Origin of the sequence: Gramella sp. Hel_I_59 (genome assembly GCF_006714895.1) — a bacterium.
In the GTDB taxonomy this organism is placed as follows: Bacteria; Bacteroidota; Bacteroidia; order Flavobacteriales; family Flavobacteriaceae; genus Christiangramia.
On the sequence record NZ_VFME01000001.1, the window covers coordinates 837,596 to 863,481 of the forward strand.

Sequence of the window (25,886 nt, forward strand, 5' to 3'; positions counted from 1 at the left end):
ATGTCTCGTGGCGTCTATTTATTATTCAACTGTTCGTTGATGCTTTCAATATAGTCCAGCACTTCATCCTGTCCTAAACCTGCAGATGCTGAAGTGATGAAATATTCCGGCATCTCTTCCCAGGTTTCCAGCATTTCAGCCTTATAGTTAGCAATATGCTTGTCAAGAACCTTCGGTTTAAGCTTATCAGCTTTTGTGAAGATGATGCAAAAAGGAATCGCGTTTTCTCCCATCCACTGCATAAATTCCATATCTATAGGTTGAGGGGAATGTCTTGAATCAATAAGAACAAATGCACAAACCATTTGTTTACGTTGTTCGAAATATGCAGTGATGAATTTCTGAAATACTTTTTTAGTAGATTTCGAAACCTGAGCATATCCATAACCCGGTAGATCAACCAGATGCCAGTTCTTATTGATCAAAAAATGATTGATCAACTGAGTTTTTCCCGGTTTTGCTGAAGTTTTTGCCAGAGCTTTTCTGCCCGTAAGCATATTGATAAGTGATGATTTCCCAACATTACTACGGCCTATGAATGCGTATTCCGGCAGGGAGCTGTTTGGACAATGATCAACTTTGGAATTACTTATGACGAATTCTGCAGTTTTGATCTTCATAATAAAAGATTTTTAGATAGCTCTTTCTGTAAGCCATGCGTGAAGCACTTCATTGAATTCCTGTGGATGTTCCATCATAGCGGCGTGACCACATTGATCGATCCAGTAAAGATCTGAATCTGGTAATAATCTCTGGAAATCCTCAGCAACTTCAGGAGGGGTGACAGTGTCATTTTTCCCCCAGATAATGCAGGTAGGCGTTTGCATCTTTGGAAGATCTTTCGCCATATTGTGTCGAATTGCACTCTTGGCAATAGCCAGCGTCTTTACCAGTTTATTTCGATCACTTACTGTTTCATATACTTCATCTACGATTTCCTTGGTTGCAACCTCAGGATCGTAAAAAACGGCTTCAGCTTTTTTCTTGATAAATTCGTAATCACCACGTCTTGGATAACTCTCGCCCATGGCATTTTCATATAATCCGGAACTACCGGTAATAACCAGAGCTTCTACACTTTCAGGAAACATTTTAGTAGCCAGCAATGCAATATGACCTCCAAGGGAATTACCAAGCAGGATCACTTTTTCGTAGCCTTTATGGTCCAGAAATTCTTTTAGATATTTCGCGAACGTTCCTACACTGGTCTTGAGAAGAGACATTGAATAAAGTGGTAATTCCGGGATTAACACCTTATAGCCATTTTCCGGAAAGTGACTTACAACTCCGTCAAAATTACTTAGGCCTCCCATAAGTCCGTGAAGAATAACAATCGGGGTGCCTTCGCCTTTTTCGAGATATGTGAATTTCCCCTCCTGCCTTAAGTGATCTTTCATTGATAGCCTTTGCGGTTAGCAATCGCAAATATAGCGATTTCGATACAAGTATAATCATTTTTGATTAACTGCAAACTCATTTCTGGTAAGTGGGAATATAAGATTTCAGAGAAAAATTAAACTAAATGCTCCACTTTTTCCCACGAATTTTCAAGAGTCTGAATAATAAGGAAATAGAGCTATTTCAAAGGTTTTCAATCACATACGGTGGTAAAACTTATCAACATTGTGGTAGAAAGTGGTAAAATGTGGTATTATTTTCAATATATTTGACTTTATAAAGTCAGATCGTGGTAAATCTCATTGGAACATACGAATGTAAAGTAGATGCTAAGGGCCGGTTAATGGTTCCTTCAGCATTGAAAAAGCAATTGACTCCAATGTTACAGGATGGTTTTGTGATCAAAAGATCAGTTTTTCAACCTTGTCTGGAATTATATCCCATGGAGCAATGGGATATCATGATGACGAAGATCAATAAACTGAACAGGTTTAAAAAGCAAAACAATGATTTTATAAGAAGGTTTACGGCCGGTGTGAAAACAGTGGAAGTAGACTCGAATGGTCGTCTTTTAATTCCGAAGGATCTAATAGGTTTTGCCGGAATTGATAAGGAGATCGTTCTTTCTTCTGCGATTGGCATCGTAGAAATATGGGATAAAGATAAATATGAAAACGCCATTGAAGATTCTTCAGATGATGACTTTGCAAGTCTTGCTGAAGAAGTGATGGGTAACGATGAGCATGATGGACTATCATAATCCTGTTCTTTTAAAGGAATCTGTAGATGGATTGAATATCCAGCCAGACGGGGTGTACGTAGATGTGACTTTTGGAGGTGGTGGTCATTCCAGAGAGATTTTAAGCAGGCTGGGACCTGCCGGAAAATTATACGCTTTCGACCAGGATAAGGATGCGCTTGAGAACAAGATAGATGATGAGCGTTTTACACTTATCAATGAGAACTTCAGATTTCTGAAGAGATTTCTAAGGTTCTACGGAGTAAAGCAAGTTGATGGAATTCTTGGCGATTTTGGTGTTTCCTCACATCAGTTCAATGAAGCCGAAAGGGGTTTTTCAACCAGATTCGATGCCAGGCTGGACATGAGAATGAACCAGGGTGATAAGTTAAGTGCATACGAAGTCATTAATGAATACGAAGAGGAGCAGCTGAAGAAGTTGTTCTATGCGTATGCAGATTTGAAAAACGCACCCAAACTTGCCCGTACCATTGTAGAAGAAAGAAAGAATGGAGCTATAGAAACCAGTGAGCAGCTAAAGGATCTATTGAAGCCGCATTTGTTCCGCGGAAAGGAAAATAAAATACTGGCGCAGATCTATCAGGCAATTCGTATAGAAGTGAATCAGGAAATTGAAGTGCTCAAAGAGTTCCTTCAGCAAACTGAAGAAGTGATCCGTAAAGACGGAAGGCTAAGTTTGATCTCTTACCACTCTCTTGAAGACAGGTTGGTAAAGCGATATATAAGGAGTGGATTGTTTGAAGGAGAACCGGAGAAAGACATGTATGGTAATATAGATGTCCCGTTCAGGAAAACCAGCGGACTCATCATTCCCTCGAAAGTTGAGATAAAACAAAATAACCGGGCGAGAAGTGCCAAATTAAGAGTGGCGCGTAAGCTTTAAGAATTATGAAGAAAGGGTTTTACAATATACTCAAGGCTAATTTTCTTATTAGCGAAGATGCTGTAAAAAACTGGCGGTTCATCGTCTATTGTACCGTTCTGGCAATTATCATGATCGCCAGTTCTCACAATGCAGAAAAGAAGGTGCACCAGATCGCAAGATTAAGCACAGAAGTGAAGGAGTTGAGAAGTGAGCATATTGAACGAAGATCAGATCTTATGAAGATCAAAATGGAATCCACTATCACCGAATCTATGTCGGGTAAAGGAATTGGACCGTCTGATACGCCACCGAACAAAATTAGAGTCATCATAAAAGAATAAACCTTAAATGGCAACAACAGAAAAAAGCATCCTGAATCGTATGTATTTCGTGGCCGGCTGCCTGTTCCTCTTCGCAATTGCGGTAGGGGTTAAATTGCTGAATATTCAGTTTGTTCATGGTGAACATTACAAAAGTCTCGCGGAAGAGCGCACTCTAAGAAATTTCAAAATTCCTGCGAATCGTGGGAATCTTTACGATTCAAATGGAAATCTACTGGCTACTTCAGTTCCCAAATATGACATTCGATTTGATGCTGTAACTGTTTCAGACAAAAATTTTGAAGAGAACATAGGAGAGTTGTCTGCTAAACTTTCAAAAATGTTAGGGCGTTCTGCTTCCTATTATTCTCAAAAATTAAGAACAGCGCGCGCAAATAAACAGCGCTATGTATTGATCGCTAAGAATCTTGGATACTCAGAATATGTGAAGATCAAGAGTTTTCCCATGTTCAATCTAGGTGCTTTCAAAGGTGGAATGATTACCGAACAAAGCACGGTTAGAGAGCATCCGCTTGGTAAAATGGGGGAACGAACCGTTGGCTATGAGCGCAGGGATGAGAATGGATATTTTACCCGTGTCGGTTTGGAAGGAGCTTTTAGTAACTACCTGAGAGGAACAGATGGTCGCCGTTTAAAGCAGAAGATCGCCAAAGGACAATGGAAACCTATTAGTGATAATAACGAAATGGAGCCGAAAGATGGTTATGATGTTATTTCTACCATCGATGTAAATATTCAGGATATCGCGCATCATTCTTTATTACGTCAATTAGAATATTTTGAGGCAGATCACGGGACTGTAGTGGTTATGGAAACCGCAACCGGCGAGATCAAAGCAATGTCAAATCTAGGACGTACAGAAGACGGTACTTATTTTGAAAAAAGAAATTACGCCGTTTACGAGGCTCACGAACCTGGTTCTACATTTAAATTAATGGCGATGGTAGCTGCGCTCGAGGATGAGGTAGTGGATACCAGCCAGGTTATTGATACAGAAAAAGGTGTGGTACGGTTTTACGGTCGCCCTGTACGTGATTCACATCATGGTGGTTATGGTGAAATTTCGGTGGCGAAGGCTTTTGAATTGTCTTCTAATACAGCCTTTACCAAAATGATCACTGAAGGTTATAAGAATGACCCTTCCAGATTCGTAGATAGATTATACGACATGGGTCTTAATGATAAGATTGGTCTTGAAATTAAAGGTGAGGGCTCTCCCCGAATTCCTCACCCTCAGGACAAATCATGGAATGGATTAAGCTTGCCCTGGATGGCCTTTGGTTATGGGGTGGCAATTACGCCTTTGCAAACGCTAACTTTTTACAATGCAATCGCAAATGATGGTGAAATGATCAAGCCGCGATTTATCAAGGCAGTGAAAGATCGGGACAAGTCTATTATTACAATGGATAAGCAGGTGATGAATCCATCTATCTGTTCTCCTGAGACTGCTGCCAAGGTTCGTGAGATGATGAAGAATACGGTTGAGCGCGGCACAGCTGCCAATATTTATACTGAAAACTTTTCGATGGCTGGTAAGACAGGAACATGTCAGACCGAATACTGGATAGAACCAGGTAGATATATAGCTTCTTTCGCCGGATATTTTCCTGCGGAAGATCCTAAATACTCTTGTATCGTGGTAATTCATAAGCCAAACAGAAGAAAAGGATATTACGGAAATATCGTAGCAGCTCCTGTTTTTAAAGATATCGCCAGAAAGATCTATACAGATACACCGGTGATGGATGAGCTGGAAAATCTTGATTTTGAAGACGAGGATATCCAGGCCGACTTTGATACTTACTACGCAAGCATACAGGATGAAAAAATGCTGATGCCAGATGTTACCGGGATGCCGGCAATGGACGCGATCTCTATCCTTGAGAATCTCGGGATACAGGTTCGTTTGAATGGAAAAGGAGTAGTGAAAAGACAATCTGTTTCGGCAGGAAAAAAATTAAGTAATAACGCGATCGTAAATCTTGAATTGAGTTAATGCAGGTTTTAAAGGACATACTCTATAAAGTGAATATTAAGTCGGTTTCCGGAGATACCGGGGTAACTATACGCGATATTCATTTTGATTCCAGAAAAGTTTCTCTAAATGATGTTTTCATCGCCATTCGAGGAAGCTTAAGTGATGGTCATGATTATATCAAGAATGCTGAAAATCAGGGAGCGCTTGCTATTGTATGTGAGGAACTTCCGAAGGAAAAAGTTAATGGCGTCACTTATATTGAGGTAGCAGATTCCAAGAGAGCGCTAGCATATATTTCAGCTAATTATTACGAGAACCCTTCAGAAAACTTAAAACTGGTGGGAGTTACGGGTACCAATGGGAAAACAACCATTGCGACTTTGCTATATGATCTGTTTACTAAAGCTGGATTCAAATGCGGACTACTTTCTACTGTGAAGATCATGGTTGGAAGTGAAGAACGTACCGCCATTCGAACGACTCCAGATTCCATAAGTATCAATTCACATCTAAGCGATATGAATGATGCCGGTGTAGAATTCTGCTTTATGGAAGTGAGTTCACATGGAATTGATCAGCATCGTACAACTGCTCTAAAATTTGAAGGTGGAATTTTCACGAACCTCTCGCACGATCATCTTGACTATCACAAAGACTTTGCAGAATACCGTGATGTGAAAAAGAGGTTTTTTGATGAATTGCCAGCTTCAGCTTTTGCACTTACCAATATCGATGATAAGAATGGTGATGTAATGCTTCAAAATACAAAAGCGAAGAAATACAGTTACGCTTTAAAATCCTATGCAGATTACCAGGCTCAAATCCTTGAGAATAATTTTACAGGATTGCTTCTGAAGGTAAGAGATCAGGAATTATGGTCCAGACTGATAGGTACTTTCAACGCTTATAATGTTCTTGCGATTTATGCTACTGCGGAATTATTAGGCTTAAAAACCCTGGAAACACTTCGAATTATAAGTGAATTGAGTTCTGTTAGTGGAAGGTTTCAGTATATAATTTCAGAAAAAGAAAAGGTAACAGCAATTGTTGACTACGCACATACACCCGATGCGCTTAAGAATGTATTGGAGACCATCAACAGTATTCGCACCAAGAATGAAAATTTGATCACGGTGGTAGGCTGTGGTGGAGACAGGGACAATACGAAGAGACCAAAGATGGGGCACATTGCATCTGCTTTAAGTACCAAAGTGATCTTTACCAGCGATAACCCAAGAACCGAAGATCCTGATAAGATCATCGAGGATGTGGAAGCTGGAGTAGAACCACAGAACTTCAAAAAGATAATGAGTGTAACCAACCGCAAACAGGCAATTCGAACTGCCTGCCAGATGGCTACAAACAACGATATTATATTAATTGCCGGGAAAGGTCATGAGACTTACCAGGAGGTAAACGGAGAACGACTTGATTTTGATGACCTCAAAATTGTAAAGGAATTTCTAAAAACTCTGGATAAATAATGCTGTATTACCTGTTTAAATTTTTAGAAGATAGATATCAGCTGCCAGGAGCCCAGTTATTTGAGTTCCTGTCATTCAGGTCTGCAATGGCGATCATATTATCGCTGGGAATTTCTACGATCTATGGAAAACACATTATCAATTACCTGAGAGCTAAACAAATAGGTGAAAGCGTTAGAGATCTTGGATTGAAGGGTCAGACAGAAAAAGCTGGTACCCCAACCATGGGAGGTGTGATCATCATAGTGGCGACGCTAATCCCTGTTTTGCTGTTCGCCAAGCTGGAAAATATCTACGTCATCCTATTAATTATTACCACCCTATGGATGGGTGCGATCGGGTTCCTGGATGATTATATCAAGACATTTAAGAAAGATAAAGAAGGATTAAAGGGAATTTTTAAAGTAATAGGCCAGATTGGACTTGGACTAATTGTAGGATGTACCATGTATTTTCATCCACAGATAACTACAAAGGAAGTAGTTACAGACACTAATCCTACTGAAAATGTGATAGCTAGAGCTGAGGTTGTGGATATGGGTCCGGAAGTAAAGGATACCAGTACCACCATTCCGTTTGTTAAGGACAACGAATTTGAATACTCCAGTTTAATAAGCTGGATAGATGCAGACCTTGTAAACTATGCGTGGCTGATATTTATTCCTATCGTGATCTTTATAGTAACGGCAGTTTCTAACGGGGCGAATCTTACTGATGGTATCGATGGACTCGCTGCTGGATCATCGGCTATTATTGTGCTAACACTAGGGATCTTTGCCTGGGTTTCGGGTAACATCATATTTTCAGATTACCTGAATATAATGTACATCCCAAGGTCTGGTGAGATGACAATATTTATAACGGCTTTTGCCGGTGCTTTAGTCGGTTTTCTTTGGTATAACACATATCCAGCCCAGGTTTTTATGGGAGATACTGGAAGTTTGACCATTGGTGGAATTATCGCAGTGCTTGCGATCGCCACAAGAAAGGAATTGTTGATACCATTACTATGTGGAATTTTCCTGGTGGAAAATCTTTCAGTAGTACTACAGGTAGGCTGGTTCAAATGGACTAAGAGAAAATTTGGTGAAGGAAGAAGGATATTTTTGATGTCACCTCTTCATCATCATTATCAGAAAAAAGGCAGACATGAAAGTAAGATCGTAGTAAGATTCTGGATTATCGGAATTTTCCTTGCGATACTTACGATCGTCACCTTAAAAGTACGCTAGGATGGAAAGACTGGTCATACTTGGAGGTGGAGAAAGTGGAGTTGGTACGGCAATTCTCGGAAAAGAGAAGGGCTATGAGGTTTTTCTTTCAGATAAAGGAAGGATCAAGGATAAGTACCGTGATGTTCTTACAAAACTGGAGATTGATTGGGAAGATGAGAAACATACAGAAGAAAAGATCCTGAATGCGAATGTGGTGATGAAAAGCCCTGGTATTCCTGATACTGCTGCACTTGTTGTAAAACTTCGGAAGAATGATATTCCTGTTATATCAGAAATTGAATTCGCTTCCTGGTTTTCTGAAACTCCTGTGATCGGGATTACAGGAAGCAACGGTAAAACAACAGTGACCAACCTGATTCAACATTTACTGAAGAGTGGCGAGGTGAATTCAGGAATGGGTGGAAATATTGGAAACAGCTATGCGAAAATGGTTGCTGAAGACGGGCATGATTGGTTTGTTCTTGAATTATCCAGTTTTCAGCTGGATGGAATCGAAGATTTCAAACCGCATATTGCCATTTTAACCAACATTACGCCAGATCATTTAGATCGCTATGATTACAAATTTGAAAATTATATAGAATCAAAATTCAGAATAACAAAGAATCAAACAGCCGAAGATTATTTCATCTACGATGCAGATGATCCAGTGATCACAGAATGGCTTGAGAAAAATCCTGTGAAAGCACAAAAGCTACCATTTTCAATGGAAAAGAAACTTGAAAACGGCGCTTACTTAGAAGATACAAACATTGTTATAAAAATAAATAATACCGAGTTTACTATGTCAACATCAGATATATCCCTACAGGGCAAACATAACACCAAGAATGCAATGGCTGCGGCCACCGTTTCTCAGTTGCTTAGAATTAGAAAGCAGACTATTAGAGAAAGCATGGCTAATTTTCAGGGTGTGGAACATCGTCTTGAAAAGGTGTTAAAGATCAACAATGTGATGTATATCAATGATTCCAAAGCGACCAATGTAAATGCAACTTATTACGCATTGGAAAGTATGGAATCTGAAACAGTATGGATCCTTGGAGGTGTGGATAAAGGCAATGTTTATGATGACCTGCTTCCTTTAGTGAACGAAAAAGTGAAGGCGATTATTTGCTTAGGAGTTGACAATGAGAAAATCAAAAGTGCTTTTGGAAACATAGTGGAGAACCTGGTAGAAACCGGGTCCATGGATGAGGCAGTTAAAATGGCTTACAGATTAGCAGATAAAGGTGATAATGTGTTGTTGTCTCCGGCATGTGCGAGTTTCGATCTATTCGAAAATTATGAAGACAGAGGCAGACAGTTTAAGAATGCCGTGCGTAATCTATAAGAATTAATAAAATTATTGAATAGCGTATAATGAGCAACGTATTTGCAAATTTAAAAGGTGATAAAGTGATCTGGGCGGTAGCAGCTTTGCTGGCGATCTTTTCCTTTTTGCCGGTGTACAGTGCCAGTAGTAATCTGGCCTATCTCCACGGAGATGGTAGTACTACCGGATTTCTTATCATGCACTTTTTTCATTTGCTACTTGGTTTTTGCCTGTTATTCGCGGTACATAAAATACCTTATCATTACTTTCGGGGAATAAGTATTTTACTGCTCCCTATTGTAATTATTTTGCTGATTTTCACAATTGCCCAGGGAACTACCATTGATGGTGCTTATGCCAGTAGATGGATACGTATCCCGGTATTAAATGTGTCCTTCCAGTCTTCAACTCTGGCTTCGGTCGTTTTGATGGTTTATGTTGCCAGATATCTCTCCAAGATCACCGAGAAAAAAGTAACATTTAAGGAGACAATAATTCCGCTATGGGCGCCTGTTTTCGCTGTATTAGTGCTAATTTTGCCGGCCAATTTCTCCACAACGGCGATCATTTTTGTCATGACGCTGATACTGATGTTTTTAGGAGGTTATCCTATCAAATACCTATCAGCCATTGTTGGTGTCGGTATTGTAATGCTGGGTATTTTCGTGCTTACAGCTAAAGCATTTCCAGGTTTATTACCCAACAGGGTCGATACCTGGTCCAGCCGAATTGAAACCTTTTTCGATGGAGAGGAAGCAGATGAGCAATACCAGGTAGAGAAAGCTAAAATTGCGATCGCTCAGGGTGGTATTACAGGAACTGGAATTGGTAAAAGTGTACAAAGAAATTTTCTACCACAATCTTCTTCAGATTTTATTTACGCGATCATCGTGGAGGAAATGGGGTTGATAGGAGCTTTTGGAGTGATGCTAGCCTACTTGCTTCTGTTATTCAGGATTGTGATCGTTGCTACCAAAGCGAGTAGCATATTTGGTAAACTGGTGGTGATGGGTGTAGGATTACCTATAGTTTTCCAGGCGCTTATCAATATGGGTGTTGCGGTGGAATTATTTCCGGTAACGGGACAAACCTTGCCGCTGGTTAGTAGTGGGGGAACGTCCATCTGGATGACTTGCATCGCACTTGGAATTATACTGAGTGTAAGTGCTAAAAGAGAAGAAATTAAAGAATTCGAAAATGAGAGCCTGAATGGCGAGGAAGAGAATCCTCTGGATATTTTGAGCGAAGCGATATGAAGAAGAACATGCGAGTTATATTATCAGGTGGCGGAACAGGTGGACATATCTATCCTGCGATCGCTATTGCAGATGAGATCAAAAATCGTCATCCAGAAGCTGAAATATTATTCGTAGGTGCAAAGGACCGTATGGAAATGGAGAAGGTGCCTCAGGCTGGTTATAAAATCGAAGGTCTGTGGATCACTGGGATCGATCGTTCCCTAAGTCTTAGAAACTTATCTTTTCCTTTTAAGTTAATTAGCAGTATCTCAAAATCACGAAAAATCGTAAAGAGATTTAAGCCTGATGTAGTCATTGGTACTGGTGGATTTGCTAGCGGACCATTACTGCGTGTAGCGATCTCCAGGAATATCCCAACGCTGGTTCAGGAACAAAATAGTCTTCCAGGTATCACCAATAAAATACTAGCTAAGAACGCAAGTGTTATTTGTGCAGCCTATGAAAAAGTAAAGAATTATTTCCCTGCGGAAAAAACTGTCATTACTGGAAACCCGGTTAGACAGGATTTGCTTAAGGTTAATACACTAAGGCACGAAGCTCAGGAATATTTTAAACTGAAGCCTGGAAAGAAGACGGTGCTTATTCTAGGCGGAAGTCTAGGTGCAAGAAGGATCAATAAACTTATTGAAACCTATTTAAAAAGATTCGAACAGGAAAATGTGCAATTAATCTGGCAAATTGGGAAACTATATTATTCAGATTATAAAAAGTACGCTTCAGATAAGGTGGTCGCAAAAGAATATATCAATCGTATGGACCTGGCTTATGCAGCTGCAGATGTGATCATTTCAAGAGCTGGAGCTGGAAGCGTTTCAGAATTATGCATAGTGGGAAAACCTGTATTGTTTATCCCTTCCCCTAATGTTGCTGAAAATCATCAGGCAAAAAATGCCATGGCGGTAACAGATCATGATGCGGCATTGATGATTACTGAGGATGAACTTACAGAAAAATTTGATCCATGCTTTTTCAGCTTTCTAAAAGATGAAAGAAGACTGGAAAGATTTTCAAGAAATATAAAACAACTGGCGCTGCCTAACGCAACATCAGATATAGTAAACGAAGTAGAAAAGCTTATAGAAAGAAACTAATGAAGAATCCTGATCACATAGAACATTTTTATTTCATCGGTATCGGTGGAATTGGGATGAGTGCGCTCGCCAGATATTTCCAGGCGAAGGGTGCAAAGGTTTGTGGTTATGATCGTACACCTTCAAAACTTACAGCAGAACTGGAGCAGGAAGGGATTGTTATTAATTATGCAGATGAGGTTGAGACTATTCCACAAAATATTTTAGAGGATGTGGAAAATAGTCTCGTGGTGTATACTCCTGCCGTTCCAAAGGATCATAAACAGTTTGGTTATTTTCAGCAGGAAGGATTCCAGGTAGTTAAAAGATCTGAATTGCTGGGAATGGTTACTGCTAATAAATACTGCCTGGCCGTTGCTGGTACTCACGGAAAAACTACCACAACCGCTATTTTAGGTCATTTGCTTAAAGAAACTGGCGCGAAAGTAACTGCATTCCTGGGCGGAATTAGTGAAGATATTCAGTCAAACCTGATCATGCAGGGCGATGAGGTCGTAGTAGTAGAAGCAGATGAGTTTGATCGTTCATTCCTTCGGCTTTCTCCCAACATCGCGGCAATTACCTCTATGGATGCAGATCATCTTGATATCTACGGAAGTAAAGAAGAACTGGAAAAATCGTTTAAGGAATTTGCTGCAAAGATTCCTGAAAACGGCACTTTATTCGTTAATAAAAAATTATCTCTAAGCGGAAAGACACTTGGCATAAATGATGCGAGTGATTATTCAGCTAAGAACGTAAAAATTGAGAATGGTACTTATGTCTTTGATCTAAAGACTCCTTCTCAAACTATAGAAAATTTAAGATTTAATCTACCCGGCAATCATAATTTGCTGAATGCTATAACAGCCCTGGCGATGGCGATCGAATACGGATCCCCAACCATCGATCTAGCCAGGGCTTTATATTCTTTTAAAGGTGTAAGACGTAGATTCAATTATAAGATTAAAACCGATAAACTGGTGCTAATTGATGACTATGCTCATCATCCTACAGAGATTTCTGCAGTACATCAGGCGGTTCGTGCTATGTACCCCGACAAAATTGTTCTTGCGGTTTTTCAACCCCACTTGTTTAGCCGTACCCGTGACTTCGCTGAAGATTTTGCCTCCAGCCTTTCAGAATTTGATAAGGTCTTTCTCATGGATATTTATCCCGCGCGAGAAACCCCAATCGATGGCATCACTTCAGCCTGGTTACTGGAACAAATAGAAAATGATTACAAGAGACTTGTTAGCAAACATGATCTTATTGATTCTATAAGGTCTGAATATGCAGATGTTGTAGTAATGATGGGCGCTGGCGATATTGGAGATGAAGTTGAATCTGTTCAAAAAGCCTTACAGAATGAAGCGTAGTCTAAAGTTTATACAGCCTTTAATTTTAATCCTGCTAATAGGAGGGCTTTATGGTTTTGCAGAACATCGCCATAAGAACAGAAAATTAACCAATATCAAGGTTAGTTTTACCGAGACTGAGAACCTCTATGTGACTGAGGAAGTGGTTAATAAATTGTTAATACAATCTAACGACAGTGTCTCGAGCATAGATAAAGAAACTTTAGATTTGAATAGAGTGGAAGCTATGCTGAACGATCACGACATGATTGAAAATGCAGAAGTATTTCTAACACTCGACGGAAAATTGAAAGCGACCGTAAGTCAGAGAAAGCCTATAGGCAGGGTAGCTGGAAATTCTTCATTTTACCTGGATAGAAACGGAGAGATCATGCCATTATCAGAATATTACTCGGCTAGAGTGCCGCTAATGTTCGGATTTGATGGAAGTACTGTAGCTGAAGTTTACGGGATCGTAAGTTATATTCAGAATGATGATTTTCTAAGGAAACATATAACGGGAATTACTCGTTTAAATGCTGAAGCTTATGCTTTAGAACTTAGAGAGAATGATTTTCAAGTTTATTTTGGAGATACTACAAAGATAGATCTGAAGTTTAACAATTTTAAAGCCTTTTACAAAAAGGCTACGAAGGATAAGAAATTAAATACCTACAAAAAAGTGAACCTACAATTTGGAGATCAGGTTGTGTGCACGAAAAAATAGTTTATGGAACAGAACGATATTGCAGTAGGATTAGATATTGGAACTACCAAGATTGTGGCTATGATCGGCCGCAAGAATGAGTACGGAAAAGTAGAGATCGTAGGCATAGGAAAATCAAAATCCCTGGGCGTACATCGCGGAGTGGTGAATAATATCACCCAGACGATCCAGTCTATTCAGCAGGCAATACAGGAAGCAGAAGCCGATAGCGGTTTAAAGATCAGTGAAGTGGTAGTTGGAATTGCGGGACAGCATATTCGAAGCCTTCAGCATAGTGACTATATCACCAGGCAGAATCCTGATGAAGTCATAGATTCTGAAGACATTCATACGTTGTGCAACCAGGTCCATAAACTGGTTATGTTACCGGGAGAAGAGATCATTCATGTTCTTCCGCAGGAATTTAAAGTAGACGGACAGGCAGAGATTAAAGAGCCTATCGGGATGTACGGGGGAAGACTGGAAGCTAATTTTCATGTGGTTGTTGGACAGGTTTCTTCGATCAGAAATATTGGTCGATGCGTAAAAAGTGCCGGTCTGGAACTTTCAGCAGTGACTCTGGAACCTCTGGCATCAGCAAATGCAGTTCTTAGCCAGGAGGAAAAAGAGGCAGGTGTGGCACTTATCGATATAGGTGGTGGTACGACAGATCTTGCCATTTTTAAAGATGGAATCATCAGGCATACTGCGGTAATTCCTTTCGGTGGAAATGTTATTACTGAAGACATTAAGGAAGGATGTTCAATTATTGAAAAGCAGGCAGAATTACTTAAGATCAAATTTGGATCTGCATGGCCTGGTGAAAACAAGGATAATGAGATCGTTTCTATCCCAGGTTTACGAGGAAGAGAGCCGAAGGAGATCACTTTGAAGAATCTCTCCAAGATCATCCATGCACGAGTAGTAGAGATCATCGACCAGGTTTACCTGGAGATCAAGAATTACGGTCACGATGAACAAAAGAAAAAATTGATTGCAGGAATTGTTCTTACCGGAGGTGGTGCTCAGTTGAAGCATCTTAAGCAACTGGTAGAATATATCACGGGAATGGATACAAGAATAGGATATCCTAACGAACATCTGGCCGGGAATAATGATTCAGAAACCACCAGTCCGGTATATGCTACGGCAGTTGGATTGGTAATGAATAGCCTTGAAAAAGGGAATAATAAGTATCAGGAGGAAGTTGTGCTCTCTAAAAACCAAATGGTAGAAGATGAGGTTGATGAGCAAAATCATGATGAGGACGATGATGAGTATGATACTTACAGGGAAGAGCCCTCTTCCAATAAGGTTGCTCGAAAAAGCATCTTTGATAAATGGGCAGAGAAATTCAAGGATTTCTTAGACAATGCAGAATAAAATAGATACAATACAACCAGTAAAACAGAGTTTATGAGCAGTACAGAATTTGGAGACATCTCATTCGATTTACCAAAAAACCAATCGAACGTCATCAAAGTGATTGGAGTTGGAGGTGGAGGAAGCAACGCCATTAACCATATGTTCCAGGCAGGAATAAAAGGGGTTGATTTTGTTGTTTGTAATACCGACTCCCAGGCTTTGGAGAACAGTTCGGTTCCAAACAAGATCCAGTTAGGGGTAACTTTAACTGAAGGACTTGGAGCAGGAGCGAACCCTGAGATCGGTGAGAAAGCGGCAGTAGAAAGCTTTGAGGAAATTAAGCAAATGTTGGATACCAATACCAAGATGATCTTTATCACTGCAGGTATGGGTGGTGGTACCGGGACTGGTGCTGCTCCAATAATTGCCAAACAGGCAAAAGAACTGGATATTTTAACGGTTGGTATCGTGACCATTCCATTTCAGTTCGAGGGAAGAAACAGAAACGAACAGGCACAATTAGGAGTTGAAAGACTACGTAAGCATGTAGATTCACTAATTGTGATCAATAATAACAAACTTCGTGAGGTTTATGGAAATCTTGGTTTTAAAGCCGGATTCTCGAAAGCTGATGAAGTGTTGGCAACTGCATCCAGAGGAATTGCAGAAGTTATAACGCACCATTATACTCAGAATATTGACCTTCGCGATGCGAAGACTGTATTGAGTAATTCTGGAACTGCGATTATGGGTTCTGCCCAGGCTTCAGGAGCCAGTAGAGCTACAGATGCGATCATGAAAGCACTTGATTCGCCATTACTAAACGATAATAAGATCACCGGAGCCAAAAATGTTTTACTGCTTATTGTATCTGGTAACGAGGAGATCACTATCGATGAAATTGGAGAGATCAATGACCATATTCAGCTTGAAGCTGGACATAGTGCCAACATCATTATGGGTGTTGGTGAAGACGAATCCCTTGAAGACTCTATTGCTGTAACTATTATCGCTACTGGTTTCGATGTAGAACAGCAAAATGAGATTACTAATACTGAAACTAAAAAGATCATTCATACTCTGGAAGACGAGCAAAGAGCCGAGCAGGAGTTGATCGCTAAAAGAACTGGTTCTGTTTCTGAAGTATCTCAGGATAGGAATGATGATATTGAAGATGCTCAGATAGAATTTGAAGCACCGAAAAAGGAAGAAAAGATCGTTCACACGCTTGACGAAAATGTAGAGGAAGTAGACGAGGTTGGTAAAATTCAGAAGAAGGTAGAAGATATTTACAAAACACCAGATTTCGCAAGAAAGCTTGATGTTATCTATGAGGAAGTGAATCCTGAAGAGTTTATCATCAATGATACTTCGGAAACACTAGATACCGAAAATTTTAAGGAATCTGAAGAAGGTAAATCTGAAAGTGAAGAACAATTCATGTTTACTTTCGATATTCCGATGAATCAGAAGGAAGAGAAAAAACAGACTTCAGAAAATAAAGAAGAGGTAAAGCGTCATTCTTTAAACGAAGAAGAGGAAGAGTCTGCAAGAAATATACGAGTGAACGAACATGTTGAGATTGTTCCTGTAACCGAAAATTCTGCCACGGGAGTAAAGCGATATAGTCTTGATGATTATATGGAAATGGAGCAACAACTTGAAAGTTCCAAAGCTCCTGAAAAAGAAGAAGAAAAGGATGAAACAGTAGCTTTTGAGAAAAAGACTGTAGCTCCGGCTCCTTCAAGAGAGAATGACAATGATGAGCATGATCCATTCGACAATCCAATTTCTTCTGAAGTTGTGCGTCAACGTACAGCAGAGCGTAAAGCCAAAATGAAGGAGTTCAATTACAAGTTTAGGACTGGTTCAGCACAGATCGATGAGATCGAAAAGCAGCCGGCTTATAAAAGAGCTGGAATCGAGTTAAATAATTCGAAGCCTGGCGAAAGTAAACTTTCCAGAACAAGTATCGAGCAGGATGATAATAACGAATTGCATTTTAGAAAGAACAATTCTTTCTTACATGATAATGTTGATTAAGAGTCACCATAGTTAAACAAAAAAGCTGCCCAAGGGCAGCTTTTTTTATGTTCAGATTTTGCGAACTTATTACTTTCGTGCGGGAACTTCATCTGTATCTCTTCGATATTTAAGCATGGAAATTCCTGCTACGAAGAATACAAATCCCAGGATGGTAAGTGCCCAGGGGCTTAACATAAGTGCTATACTGCCAAAGATTCCTAAGACTCCCATTACCAGTGCGATCGCACCACCAACGGTCATAATCATTGCTAAAACTTTAATCATAAGACATTAAAATATTGGTTATCAGAATTAAAAGTATCTATTTAATTTATTCAGAAATCAATATTAACAAACTTTACAATTTTAACCGAAGTCTTTCTATTTCTTTGATTGCATCCTTTTCATCACCCCAACCTTGAATTACCGTATTGTCTTCCAGATCATAATTTGAAAACCAGGTCTCCAGAATATTCAGTGCTCCAGGATAATTTTCGGATAGTTGCTGGTAATTTTCAGCCTGTATTGTTCTTAATTCTCTTCTGGCTGGGACGCCAATAATTTTAAAGTCTTCTTCGCCCGCATCTATCATTTTGATCATGCCAATTGGAACGAATTCTACGATATCTCCAGATTTCAGTGTGCTACTAAGAATCATAATGTCCAGAGCATCACCGTCACCTCCATTCGCGGGATCTGAATATGTAGAAGGTATAAACCCATAATTCGCAGGGTAAGCAAGGAAATCAATAATCCTTTCCTTGCCATTACGAAGGGAAGTACTAAAAAGTCTTAAGTTCTTATCGTATTCTACTTTAGCGTTCGTGCCTGCTGGTATTTCGATCACTGCCTGGTAATGACCATTTTCTGAATGTAAACTGGTAGCTAGCAAGTCCTGCCTGGATTTGCAGGATGCAATCAATATTAAAATAAGAATAGGCAGGTACTTTCTCATTCTAGTTCCAGTAGATCATAAAGTATTTGATCTTTGCATCATCTGGAATTTGCGAAGCCATGATCTTACTGTCAGTATCATAACGGAGATTGGACGGTAACTGTGTTTTGTCTATTGTAATGTAAGCATTGATCTCATCCAGAAATACTACGGCAGAATTTATCGTATTCTCAATCCTCGAAATCGTATAGTTTTCCATGATATCCTTGAAGGTGCTATTCACATTCAGTCCGTTTTTAGTTTCGTAACGGGCATCAAGTATGCGGATATATCCAATGGTACTGGTAGAGTCAAATTCCTGCAATGGTTCCAGGCTCATTAAAGCTGCACCATCTTCACCAAAGATCTTGATCTCGTCTGTAGAACGAAAGTCGTCAGGACCGCTCGTTTGTCTTACGATACTGTCATTTTGGAAAATACTATCTAACTGGTTGATCTTAACCTCTTTTTTCAAAGGTCCCACTTGCGTTGGAGTTATTAGAAATGGATTTTCTTCATCACTCGTGCATGATACCATCGCGGCGCAAAGGCCTAGAAAGATTAGAGCTTTTTTATACATAGATTTCGGTTTCCTTTATTTTAAAAATTTATTCAATATTCCCATTACGCCGCGTATAAAAGTTGCACTGGTTAGCACTTTGATAATCGCACCTTCACGGGAACGTCCACTTTTACGACGGCTACTGGTTTTTGTTACTTTTTCTCGCTGTTCTTTAGCCTGTTGTTTCGCTTCTTCACGATCTGCTTCTTCGATCTTTTTATTCAGGATCTCGTAAGCACTTTCGCGGTCAATTTCCTCGTTATATTTTCGGGCAAGTTCAGAATTTTTGTTGATTTGTCTTAATTCTGAATCACTTAATATATCCATTCTACTCATTGGTGCGCGCAACATGGTCGCTACCAGAGGAGAAGGTCTTCCTTTTTCGTCTAATGCTGAAACCATGGCTTCTCCAATACCTAACGAGGTTAGCATATTTTTGGTATCGTAAAATTCTGAAATCGGATAATTTTCAGCAGCAAGTTTAATAGCCTTTCGATCCTTTGCCGTAAAAGCCCTTAAAGCATGCTGAATTTTAAGTCCCAGCTGTCCCAGAATTTCTTCAGGAACATCGGCCGGATTCTGAGTAACGAAGTACAGTCCAACGCCCTTGGAACGTATCAGTTTTACAATACTTTCAATTTGATCAAGCAATGCATCTGTAGCTTCATCAAAAATAAGATGTGCCTCATCAATAAATAAAACAAGTTCAGGTTTATCCATATCACCTTTCTCTGGAAAGGTTGAATAAATTTCAGCAAGTAAAGAAAGCATGAATGTTGAGAATAATTTTGGCCTGTCCTGAATATCGGTAAGCCTCAAAATATTCACGTATCCCTTTCCGTCTGATGTTTTTCTTAAAAGATCGTTTACTTCAAAAGATTTTTCTCCAAAGAACTGCTCTGCGCCTTGTTGTTCCAGTGCAATGATCTTCCGAAGAATAGCACCTGTGGAAGCGCTTGAAATTCTACCGTATTCCTTACTGATCTCTTCCTTACCTTCTTCAGTAGTGTATTGAAGCATCTTTTTGAGATCCTTAAGGTCCAGAAGTGGCAGTTGGTTATCATCACAATATTTGAATATGATCGCCATGATCCCGGATTGGGTATCATTTAAATCCAGTATTCTGGATAATAGCACTGGTCCAAACTCACTGACCGTAGCTCTAAGTCTTACTCCATCCTGTTCTGAAAGACTTAGCATTTCTACCGGTGCAGCATCTGGAGAGAATGGAAATCCAAGTTTTTCATGACGCTCATCTATAAAAGTGGCTCCTTCTGAAGTTTTCGCGATTCCACTAAGATCTCCCTTTACGTCCATCAGTAAAACCGGCACTCCTTTCTGAGATAGGTTTTCAGCAAGGATCTGTAAGGTCTTTGATTTTCCGGTCCCTGTAGCTCCTGCAATTAGTCCGTGGCGGTTCATTGTTTTTAAGGGAATCTTTACCGGAGCATCGGCAAAAACTTGTTCGTCGAGCATTCCTGCGCCCAGATATATATAGTCACCTTTAGTGCTATATTCCGAAGATATGTGATCTACAAACTTTTCTGATGTGGTCATTTAACTGCAGGTTTTAATAATTTAATAGTGCCGGTGTTACTGTTTATTTCAGCTTCAATTCCGTTAGGGATGGTGCTGTTATCATCTATATGACCAATCATTGCACCTGAGAATGCGGGGATATTTAAAGGCTTGATATAATGATCTATAACTTCCTCCATGGTAAGTGAGCCATAGCCACTTCCGCCAGGATCACAGCCTGTACATTTTCCAAAGACAAATCCTGAGATTTTATCCAGTATGCCACCAAGTTTAAGTTGGGACATCATTCTGTCTACAGCATAGATTTTTTCCCCTATATCTTCAAGATACAGGATCTTATTCGACCAGTCAGTAGGGAAATAACGTGTTCCCATAATAGAGGTAAGTACAGATAGATTTCCACCTAGTAATTCTCCTTGGGCGTTACCATTATTGATAGTTCTTATTCTATTGCCAGTTTGGACTTCAAGAAAGTTTAAATTTTCAGGATTGGTATATTCGATCATTTCTCCTTCGAATAGCAACCGGTGAAAAATATCGTAATTAAAAGTATTCCATGAAGAGCTTGCCATAGGTCCATGAAAAGTCACTAAACCAGTTTTTTCGTAGATCGAAAGATGCAATGCTGTAATATCACTGTAGCCTATGAAAATCTTCGGATTCTTACGAATGAGCTCATAATCAAGTTTATCTATAATTCTTGCAGCTCCAGAACCACCCCGAAGTGAAATGATCGCATCAATTTCAGGATCACCAAACATTTGATTCAATTCTGAAGCGCGTTCTTCATCGGTGCCAGCCAGGTGACCGTACCTGCTTTTTGCAAATTCTCCAAACTTCACATTTAGTCCCATCGCTTCCAGGTTTTCCCGGGCGATCTCATAAGGTTCAGTGTCAAAAATTGCTCCTGCAGGACTTGTTATTCCAATAGTATCTCCTTTCGAAAGTCTTTTCGGTAGAAGTTTTTTATTAGTTGAAATTTGCCGCTCTGCAGTTCCTGAAAATGATTGTAGGGGAATACTTAAACCGGCAAGTCCCAGGCCGTATACAAAATTGCGTCTTTTCATAGGTATATATACTGTCTCGAAAATAGGGAATATTTGGAACTTCTAAAATTCAATAGTTGTTTCTAATGTGGATAAGTAGGTTTGAAACTTCAGCTTTGATCTCTTTTGCAGAACTCATATGATTCGAATTCATAATACTGAAAATTAAAAGTCGGTCGCTATTCGTTCTTAGGTAGCCGCTAAGACTATAATTATTTTTCAAACTTCCTGATTTTGCAAATACAAATGCTTTTTCATCAGTTAGCAAGTTTGCAAGAGTTCCATGCTTTCCAGCCGTGGGAAAAATAGTCGAAACCCAGGCCTCACCTTTTTCATCCAATAAACGCTTTAGAATGGTGACTAAGTTAGCTGGAGTATTCATGTTATACCTTGACAAACCTGACCCATCCATCCATTGGAATTCGTCAGGCAGTTCTTTAAAAAGTTTATTTCTTGCATGATCTATAGCGATTTCAGTGCTCATAGTATCCGTTATTTTTTCTGAAATCATGATAAGTAATTGTTCCGCAATTAGATTATCGCTGGTATGCATCATTTGCTTGTAAAGACTATCGGAAGCCACAGATTTTATAATATGACTGGCTTTTGGTCCTGGTGGAATGGTTTTTATAGTTCGTCCAATTTCTTGCTCAAGGATACTGATGCTTAATTCTTCTGAAGTTTCAAAAGGAATTCTTAGAGTATCGTTCTTCTGAAGTTTCTGCGGAACTCTGAATTGATTCATTCCCTTAAGCTTTTCCAGTTTTTCAGAATTAATAGTTCGGGTATAATTGGTGAAAATTCCCGGAGAAACTTTAAGATGCTCATTCTCCATCGTAAAACTTACTGTATTCCCGTAAATCGGGATTGCAGATATTTGAGGAGAGAAGGCATATTCAAAATCGTCCCAGCTCCATCCTGCACCATAAATTTTCTGCTTCCAATTAGCTTTTTGATAATAGATAGAATCTTTAGAATTCAGTAGAAATTGTAACGGCGAATTAGAAGATACTTCTGAATCCAGTAATTCAGGATCTCCGGTGGCTGAAAAGATTAGAGAGTCGTCCGTCTTCCGGTATCTAAATGTTATGATGCTGTCCTCCAGGGATTTTATAGCCGAATAAAGGCTTAATATTTTGGTGTTCGAAGCTGGAGTAAAAGATTTGTGGGCATTATACCGATAGATGTTTTTGCCAGTCTCTGCATCTAAAATTACGATCCCGGTAAATCCATGGTGAAAATTCTCAAACTCGGTTGTTTTCCGCGATAAGCCAGTAGCACATGAACTCAGGCCGAGAATGGATAAAACTGCTATGAAGACCTTCAGGCGCATATTAAAATTTTTGACTTAAATATATACTTTATCATACTTACAATTAAACCGATGGATCGCAAACTCAAAAAACAAAGGTTATTTATCCTGAAGTATAATGATTATCTTTGCCGGCTATGATTTCAGAAGAGACAAAGAGCCTGGTTGATAAAGGAATAATGCTTCCGCTAATGGAAGAATTTTATACAATACAGGGTGAGGGATTCCATAAGGGAACGGCTGCATATTTTATTAGGATTGGTGGCTGTGATGTAGGTTGTCACTGGTGTGATGTGAAGGAAAGCTGGGATGCCAGTACTCACCCGCCTACGCATGTTGGAGAAATTGTTGAGAATGCTACCCGACACAGTAAAACTATTGTGATTACGGGAGGTGAACCATTAACCTGGGATATGACAGCTCTGACTCAAAATCTTAAGAAACAAGGTTGTGATATTCATATTGAGACTTCGGGAGCTTATGAGCTTACGGGTACATGGGACTGGATCTGTCTTTCTCCAAAGAAAATCAAATTGCCAACCGAGGAGATTTATCCGTTGGCCAATGAGCTTAAAGTTATTGTTTTTAATAAACATGACTTGAAATTTGCTGAAGAGCAGGCGGCGAAAGTAAGTGAGAACTGTATCTTATACTTACAACCTGAATGGAGCAACCGCGATAAAGTGATTCCGATGATCGTGGATTATGTAATGGAAAATCCACAGTGGAAAGTATCGCTACAAACCCATAAATATTTGAACATACCATAAAAAAAACGCCCGATAGGGCGTTTTTTTTATTATAAGCTGCAGTACTAAATTTTAGTTAGCATTCTTAAATGGAACTTTTACATAGCTGTTGTCCCATCCAATAAGAAGGTCTGCACCATTCTTAGCTTCCTGAAAAGCCATAGATAGAGATTCGATAGTATTAGGAGCCTTTCTTACTGGCACATTAATTCTTACCTGATCTTCCTTGTCTGTATATTCATAAGAACCCCATGTGTTGGTTTTGCTGTTAAGAATGACAGTCCATTCCTTTTCGCCTGGGATCGTGTATAAAGTATAATTTCCAGCTTTTACCGTAGCGTCTGCAACTTTCATGTCTTTGTATAAAGTAACTTCAGTTGCTTCATTCGCTCCTGTTCTCCAAACTTCACCATAAGGTACCAGTTTACCGAAGATCTCACGATTTCTTTTTTGTGGTCGGCTATAAATAACTCTGGCGACTGCTGCGTCATCTTTATCTCTGTAAAGAGCAAGATCCATTGGACTGGCATCTACTTTGGAAAACTTAAGTTCTTCCTTAGAGTAGTTTACCTTATCATCATCCTGTGCGTTAATAGGGCTTGCAACAAAGAAAAACATTGCACTTAAACCACTTATGATCAATTTTTTCATAATTCTAATATTTGAATTTTAGTTAGTATAAAGATAAGACGCAGAGAGGTGTGAATTGTTAAAGAAGCACCAATATGCTGTTAAAATTTTAGCTGAGGTTTACAAATGGAAGAAAAGTTTAAAATTTATAATGATATACTACCATTTGATATGTAAGTTTTAATTCTAACTTTTCAAATATAATTATTATTGGATATTATGTTTTCATTTATATAGCTTCAGCCCATATTTGTCTCTTAATAATAAACAATATAAGTCATGTGTGGAATTTTAGCAGTTATCGGAAAAGATCTTGACAAGAAGAAGATCGCTGATCTTTCAAAAAGAATGTCTCATAGAGGCCCTGATGAAAGCGGACTGAAAATTACTGAAAAAGGTTATGTGTTAGCTCACGAACGCCTATCAATCGTAGATCTCACCACAGGTATTCAGCCTATACAAGGAACTGAAACTGCCTGGATGGTACACAATGGGGAGATCTATAACCACATGTCACTTCGAAATAACGAATTAAAGGATCATACTTTCAGAACTACCGGAGATTCTGAAGTGATCGTGCATATGTATGAAAAGTATGGTCTTGAATTCGTAGATAAATTAGATGGCGTATTTTCATTTGTGATCATTGATGGTGATGACTTCATGGTCGCCAGGGATCCAATTGGAGTTAAGCCACTTTACTATGGTAAGGACGAAGCAGGTGCCATGTGGTTTGCCAGCGAGATGAAATCTCTTGCAGACAGCTGTATTGAATTTCATGCTTTTCCTCCTGGACATTATTATACTCCAGAAACCGGATTTGTTAGATATTATTCTCCAGAGTGGTTCAAATCTGAAGTTGCTACGCAGCCAGCAGATCTTAAAAAGCTACGTGAAAGTTTGATCGAAGCGACCAGAAAGAGATTGATGGCAGATGTCCCTCTTGGCGTATTGCTTAGTGGTGGACTCGATTCTTCATTAACAAGTTCTATCGCGGCCAGATTGATGAAAGATAGTGGTCAGACTTTGCATTCCTTTTCAATTGGTTTAGATGAAGCAGCACCAGATCTAATTGCAGCTAGAAAAGTTGCAGACTTTCTGGGAACTGAGCATCATGAAATTCACTTCACCGTAGAGGAAGGGATCTCTATTCTGAAGAGGCTCGTATGGCATCTTGAAACTTACGATGTTACTTCAATTCGCGCCAGCACTCCAATGTATTTTCTCTCTAAAGCAATTGCTGAAAAAGGGATTAAGGTGGTATTATCTGGAGAAGGCTCTGATGAGATCCTTGGTGGATACTTATATTTCAAGAACGCTCCTTCTGCGGAAGAGTTTCAGAAGGAAACCATTAGAAGAGTACAGCGTCTTGCCACGGCAGATTGCCTGAGAGCAGATAAGTCAACGATGGCGCATGGTCTTGAAGCTAGAGTGCCATTCCTTGATAAAGCATTTTTGAAAACCGCTATGGAAATAGTTCCTGAAGAAAAAATGCCGGTTACTTATGATGGTGTTGAAAAGTATATTTTGAGAAAAGCATTCGATACTCCTGAAGAACCGTTCCTGCCGGAAGAAGTTTTATGGAGACAAAAAGAGCAATTTAGTGATGGTGTAGGGTACAACTGGATCGATCAGTTAATTGATCATGCTTCAGAACAGGTGACAGACATTCAACTGGAAACTGCAGCAACAAGATTCCCGGTGAACACTCCAACTTCAAAAGAAGCTTACTTCTACCGTGAGATCTTTCAGCAGCATTTTCCTCAGGATTCCGCAGCTAAAACAGTAAAAAGATGGATCCCGAAATGGCAGAAAGATCTTGATCCTAGTGGAAGAGCCAATGAAACTCACGTAGCTCCTGGAATGAAAAAAGTAGCTGTGTAAAACCTTTTAAAAATTTGAATTTCCTTAATACCCGAAATGTGAAAATAATCTTAAACATTTCGGGTTTT

24 protein-coding genes are annotated in these 25,886 nt (G+C 39.5%); 15 read left to right on the top strand and 9 right to left on the bottom strand.

The features are described 5' to 3' along the window. Window positions 1-14: 14 nt before the first annotated feature. Both yihA and JM79_RS03815 read right to left on the bottom strand, forming a co-directional pair. Entirely contained in the window at window positions 15-620 is a 606-nt protein-coding gene (yihA, locus tag JM79_RS03810; RefSeq protein ID WP_141876878.1) for a ribosome biogenesis GTP-binding protein YihA/YsxC, read from the bottom strand. A gap of 12 nt (window positions 621-632) precedes the next feature. Then, window positions 633-1,397 carry an alpha/beta hydrolase gene (locus tag JM79_RS03815; protein WP_141876879.1) on the bottom strand — a complete coding sequence of 255 codons (765 nt, stop codon included), beginning with the start codon at window positions 1,395-1,397 and terminating at the stop codon, window positions 633-635. 290 nt (window positions 1,398-1,687) lie between these two features. Between JM79_RS03815 and mraZ the strand changes: the two genes are divergently transcribed. The 13 genes from mraZ to ftsZ are packed head-to-tail and all read left to right on the top strand — an operon-like array spanning window position 1,688 to window position 17,180. Further along, window positions 1,688-2,158 (top strand): division/cell wall cluster transcriptional repressor MraZ, encoded by a 471-nt coding sequence (mraZ, locus tag JM79_RS03820; protein ID WP_141876880.1) that lies wholly within the window; start codon window positions 1,688-1,690, stop codon window positions 2,156-2,158. Continuing rightward, window positions 2,145-3,041, top strand: coding sequence for a 16S rRNA (cytosine(1402)-N(4))-methyltransferase RsmH (gene rsmH, locus JM79_RS03825; RefSeq protein WP_141879168.1), 897 nt, complete (start codon window positions 2,145-2,147; stop codon window positions 3,039-3,041). Before mraZ ends, rsmH begins: the two co-directional genes overlap by 14 nt. 5 nt (window positions 3,042-3,046) lie before the next feature. After that, complete coding sequence (locus JM79_RS03830) at window positions 3,047-3,364, top strand: FtsL-like putative cell division protein (RefSeq protein WP_141876881.1); 318 nt, start codon at window positions 3,047-3,049, stop codon at window positions 3,362-3,364. Between the two features lie 7 nt (window positions 3,365-3,371). Then, a complete protein-coding gene (locus JM79_RS03835; protein ID WP_141876882.1) occupies window positions 3,372-5,363 on the top strand; it encodes a penicillin-binding protein in 1,992 nt (663 codons plus the stop codon). After that, window positions 5,363-6,829 carry a UDP-N-acetylmuramoyl-L-alanyl-D-glutamate--2,6-diaminopimelate ligase gene (locus tag JM79_RS03840; protein ID WP_141876883.1) on the top strand — a complete coding sequence of 489 codons (1,467 nt, stop codon included), beginning with the start codon at window positions 5,363-5,365 and terminating at the stop codon, window positions 6,827-6,829. Before JM79_RS03835 ends, JM79_RS03840 begins: the two co-directional genes overlap by 1 nt. Next, window positions 6,829-8,061 carry a phospho-N-acetylmuramoyl-pentapeptide-transferase gene (mraY, locus tag JM79_RS03845; protein WP_141876884.1) on the top strand — a complete coding sequence of 411 codons (1,233 nt, stop codon included), beginning with the start codon at window positions 6,829-6,831 and terminating at the stop codon, window positions 8,059-8,061. The genes JM79_RS03840 and mraY overlap by 1 nt, the downstream gene beginning before the upstream one ends. A 1-nt stretch (window position 8,062) precedes the next feature. Then, window positions 8,063-9,397: a UDP-N-acetylmuramoyl-L-alanine--D-glutamate ligase gene (gene murD, locus JM79_RS03850; protein WP_141876885.1), complete on the top strand. Its 1,335-nt coding sequence runs from the start codon at window positions 8,063-8,065 to the stop codon at window positions 9,395-9,397. A gap of 29 nt (window positions 9,398-9,426) precedes the next feature. Continuing rightward, on the top strand, window positions 9,427-10,635 hold the full coding sequence (locus JM79_RS03855; RefSeq protein WP_141876886.1) for an FtsW/RodA/SpoVE family cell cycle protein: 1,209 nt from the start codon (window positions 9,427-9,429) through the stop codon (window positions 10,633-10,635). Beyond that, entirely contained in the window at window positions 10,632-11,729 is a 1,098-nt protein-coding gene (murG, locus tag JM79_RS03860; protein ID WP_141876887.1) for an undecaprenyldiphospho-muramoylpentapeptide beta-N-acetylglucosaminyltransferase, read from the top strand. The genes JM79_RS03855 and murG overlap by 4 nt, the downstream gene beginning before the upstream one ends. Next, window positions 11,729-13,087 carry a UDP-N-acetylmuramate--L-alanine ligase gene (murC, locus tag JM79_RS03865; protein ID WP_141876888.1) on the top strand — a complete coding sequence of 453 codons (1,359 nt, stop codon included), beginning with the start codon at window positions 11,729-11,731 and terminating at the stop codon, window positions 13,085-13,087. Before murG ends, murC begins: the two co-directional genes overlap by 1 nt. Beyond that, the gene (locus tag JM79_RS03870) at window positions 13,077-13,793 is read left to right on the top strand and encodes a cell division protein FtsQ/DivIB (protein ID WP_141876889.1); all 717 of its coding nucleotides are present in this window, start codon (window positions 13,077-13,079) and stop codon (window positions 13,791-13,793) included. Before murC ends, JM79_RS03870 begins: the two co-directional genes overlap by 11 nt. Window positions 13,794-13,796: 3 nt before the next feature. After that, window positions 13,797-15,155: a cell division protein FtsA gene (ftsA, locus tag JM79_RS03875; RefSeq protein WP_141876890.1), complete on the top strand. Its 1,359-nt coding sequence runs from the start codon at window positions 13,797-13,799 to the stop codon at window positions 15,153-15,155. 33 nt (window positions 15,156-15,188) lie between these two features. Further along, the gene (ftsZ, locus tag JM79_RS03880) at window positions 15,189-17,180 is read left to right on the top strand and encodes a cell division protein FtsZ (protein ID WP_141876891.1); all 1,992 of its coding nucleotides are present in this window, start codon (window positions 15,189-15,191) and stop codon (window positions 17,178-17,180) included. 69 nt (window positions 17,181-17,249) lie between these two features. Here the strand turns inward: ftsZ and JM79_RS03885 are convergent, their stop codons facing one another. The 6 genes from JM79_RS03885 to JM79_RS03910 all read right to left on the bottom strand — a co-directional run bounded on the left by JM79_RS03885 (window position 17,250) and on the right by JM79_RS03910 (window position 22,576). Then, window positions 17,250-17,447, bottom strand: a complete 198-nt coding sequence (locus JM79_RS03885) for a hypothetical protein (protein ID WP_141876892.1) — start codon at window positions 17,445-17,447, stop codon at window positions 17,250-17,252. A 73-nt stretch (window positions 17,448-17,520) separates the two neighbouring features. After that, on the bottom strand, window positions 17,521-18,117 hold the full coding sequence (locus tag JM79_RS03890) for an inorganic diphosphatase (protein ID WP_141876893.1): 597 nt from the start codon (window positions 18,115-18,117) through the stop codon (window positions 17,521-17,523). A gap of 1 nt (window position 18,118) precedes the next feature. Then, window positions 18,119-18,676 (bottom strand): hypothetical protein, encoded by a 558-nt coding sequence (locus JM79_RS03895; protein WP_141876894.1) that lies wholly within the window; start codon window positions 18,674-18,676, stop codon window positions 18,119-18,121. 15 nt (window positions 18,677-18,691) lie between these two features. Continuing rightward, window positions 18,692-20,215: a helicase HerA-like domain-containing protein gene (locus JM79_RS03900; protein WP_141876895.1), complete on the bottom strand. Its 1,524-nt coding sequence runs from the start codon at window positions 20,213-20,215 to the stop codon at window positions 18,692-18,694. Next, the gene (locus JM79_RS03905; protein WP_141876896.1) at window positions 20,212-21,264 is read right to left on the bottom strand and encodes an LD-carboxypeptidase; all 1,053 of its coding nucleotides are present in this window, start codon (window positions 21,262-21,264) and stop codon (window positions 20,212-20,214) included. Before JM79_RS03905 ends, JM79_RS03900 begins: the two co-directional genes overlap by 4 nt. A gap of 49 nt (window positions 21,265-21,313) precedes the next feature. Next, complete coding sequence (locus tag JM79_RS03910; RefSeq protein ID WP_141876897.1) at window positions 21,314-22,576, bottom strand: D-alanyl-D-alanine carboxypeptidase; 1,263 nt, start codon at window positions 22,574-22,576, stop codon at window positions 21,314-21,316. A 116-nt stretch (window positions 22,577-22,692) separates the two neighbouring features. Between JM79_RS03910 and JM79_RS03915 the strand changes: the two genes are divergently transcribed. Then, on the top strand, window positions 22,693-23,325 hold the full coding sequence (locus JM79_RS03915; protein WP_141876898.1) for a 7-carboxy-7-deazaguanine synthase QueE: 633 nt from the start codon (window positions 22,693-22,695) through the stop codon (window positions 23,323-23,325). Window positions 23,326-23,376: 51 nt separating this feature from the next. Here JM79_RS03915 and JM79_RS03920 read toward each other — a convergent pair whose 3' ends face one another. Further along, window positions 23,377-23,955: a DUF2911 domain-containing protein gene (locus JM79_RS03920; protein ID WP_141876899.1), complete on the bottom strand. Its 579-nt coding sequence runs from the start codon at window positions 23,953-23,955 to the stop codon at window positions 23,377-23,379. Window positions 23,956-24,213: 258 nt separating this feature from the next. Between JM79_RS03920 and asnB the strand changes: the two genes are divergently transcribed. Beyond that, entirely contained in the window at window positions 24,214-25,818 is a 1,605-nt protein-coding gene (gene asnB / locus JM79_RS03925; protein WP_141876900.1) for an asparagine synthase B, read from the top strand. Window positions 25,819-25,886 lie beyond the last annotated feature (68 nt).

What these genes read in the sequence shown, in the direction of transcription:
- yihA (WP_141876878.1), bottom strand. Translation starts at nt 620, where the DNA reads ATGAAGATCAAAACTGCAGAATTCGTCATAAGTAATTCCAAAGTTGAT.
- JM79_RS03815 (WP_141876879.1), bottom strand. Translation starts at nt 1,397, where the DNA reads ATGAAAGATCACTTAAGGCAGGAGGGGAAATTCACATATCTCGAAAAA.
- rsmH (WP_141879168.1), top strand. Translation starts at nt 2,145, where the DNA reads ATGGACTATCATAATCCTGTTCTTTTAAAGGAATCTGTAGATGGATTG.
- JM79_RS03830 (WP_141876881.1), top strand. Translation starts at nt 3,047, where the DNA reads ATGAAGAAAGGGTTTTACAATATACTCAAGGCTAATTTTCTTATTAGC.
- JM79_RS03835 (WP_141876882.1), top strand. Translation starts at nt 3,372, where the DNA reads ATGGCAACAACAGAAAAAAGCATCCTGAATCGTATGTATTTCGTGGCC.
- JM79_RS03840 (WP_141876883.1), top strand. Translation starts at nt 5,363, where the DNA reads ATGCAGGTTTTAAAGGACATACTCTATAAAGTGAATATTAAGTCGGTT.
- mraY (WP_141876884.1), top strand. Translation starts at nt 6,829, where the DNA reads ATGCTGTATTACCTGTTTAAATTTTTAGAAGATAGATATCAGCTGCCA.
- murD (WP_141876885.1), top strand. Translation starts at nt 8,063, where the DNA reads ATGGAAAGACTGGTCATACTTGGAGGTGGAGAAAGTGGAGTTGGTACG.
- JM79_RS03855 (WP_141876886.1), top strand. Translation starts at nt 9,427, where the DNA reads ATGAGCAACGTATTTGCAAATTTAAAAGGTGATAAAGTGATCTGGGCG.
- murG (WP_141876887.1), top strand. Translation starts at nt 10,632, where the DNA reads ATGAAGAAGAACATGCGAGTTATATTATCAGGTGGCGGAACAGGTGGA.
- murC (WP_141876888.1), top strand. Translation starts at nt 11,729, where the DNA reads ATGAAGAATCCTGATCACATAGAACATTTTTATTTCATCGGTATCGGT.
- JM79_RS03870 (WP_141876889.1), top strand. Translation starts at nt 13,077, where the DNA reads ATGAAGCGTAGTCTAAAGTTTATACAGCCTTTAATTTTAATCCTGCTA.
- ftsA (WP_141876890.1), top strand. Translation starts at nt 13,797, where the DNA reads ATGGAACAGAACGATATTGCAGTAGGATTAGATATTGGAACTACCAAG.
- ftsZ (WP_141876891.1), top strand. Translation starts at nt 15,189, where the DNA reads ATGAGCAGTACAGAATTTGGAGACATCTCATTCGATTTACCAAAAAAC.
- JM79_RS03885 (WP_141876892.1), bottom strand. Translation starts at nt 17,447, where the DNA reads ATGATTAAAGTTTTAGCAATGATTATGACCGTTGGTGGTGCGATCGCA.
- JM79_RS03890 (WP_141876893.1), bottom strand. Translation starts at nt 18,117, where the DNA reads ATGAGAAAGTACCTGCCTATTCTTATTTTAATATTGATTGCATCCTGC.
- JM79_RS03895 (WP_141876894.1), bottom strand. Translation starts at nt 18,676, where the DNA reads ATGTATAAAAAAGCTCTAATCTTTCTAGGCCTTTGCGCCGCGATGGTA.
- JM79_RS03900 (WP_141876895.1), bottom strand. Translation starts at nt 20,215, where the DNA reads ATGACCACATCAGAAAAGTTTGTAGATCACATATCTTCGGAATATAGC.
- JM79_RS03905 (WP_141876896.1), bottom strand. Translation starts at nt 21,264, where the DNA reads ATGAAAAGACGCAATTTTGTATACGGCCTGGGACTTGCCGGTTTAAGT.
- JM79_RS03910 (WP_141876897.1), bottom strand. Translation starts at nt 22,576, where the DNA reads ATGCGCCTGAAGGTCTTCATAGCAGTTTTATCCATTCTCGGCCTGAGT.
- JM79_RS03915 (WP_141876898.1), top strand. Translation starts at nt 22,693, where the DNA reads ATGATTTCAGAAGAGACAAAGAGCCTGGTTGATAAAGGAATAATGCTT.
- JM79_RS03920 (WP_141876899.1), bottom strand. Translation starts at nt 23,955, where the DNA reads ATGAAAAAATTGATCATAAGTGGTTTAAGTGCAATGTTTTTCTTTGTT.
- asnB (WP_141876900.1), top strand. Translation starts at nt 24,214, where the DNA reads ATGTGTGGAATTTTAGCAGTTATCGGAAAAGATCTTGACAAGAAGAAG.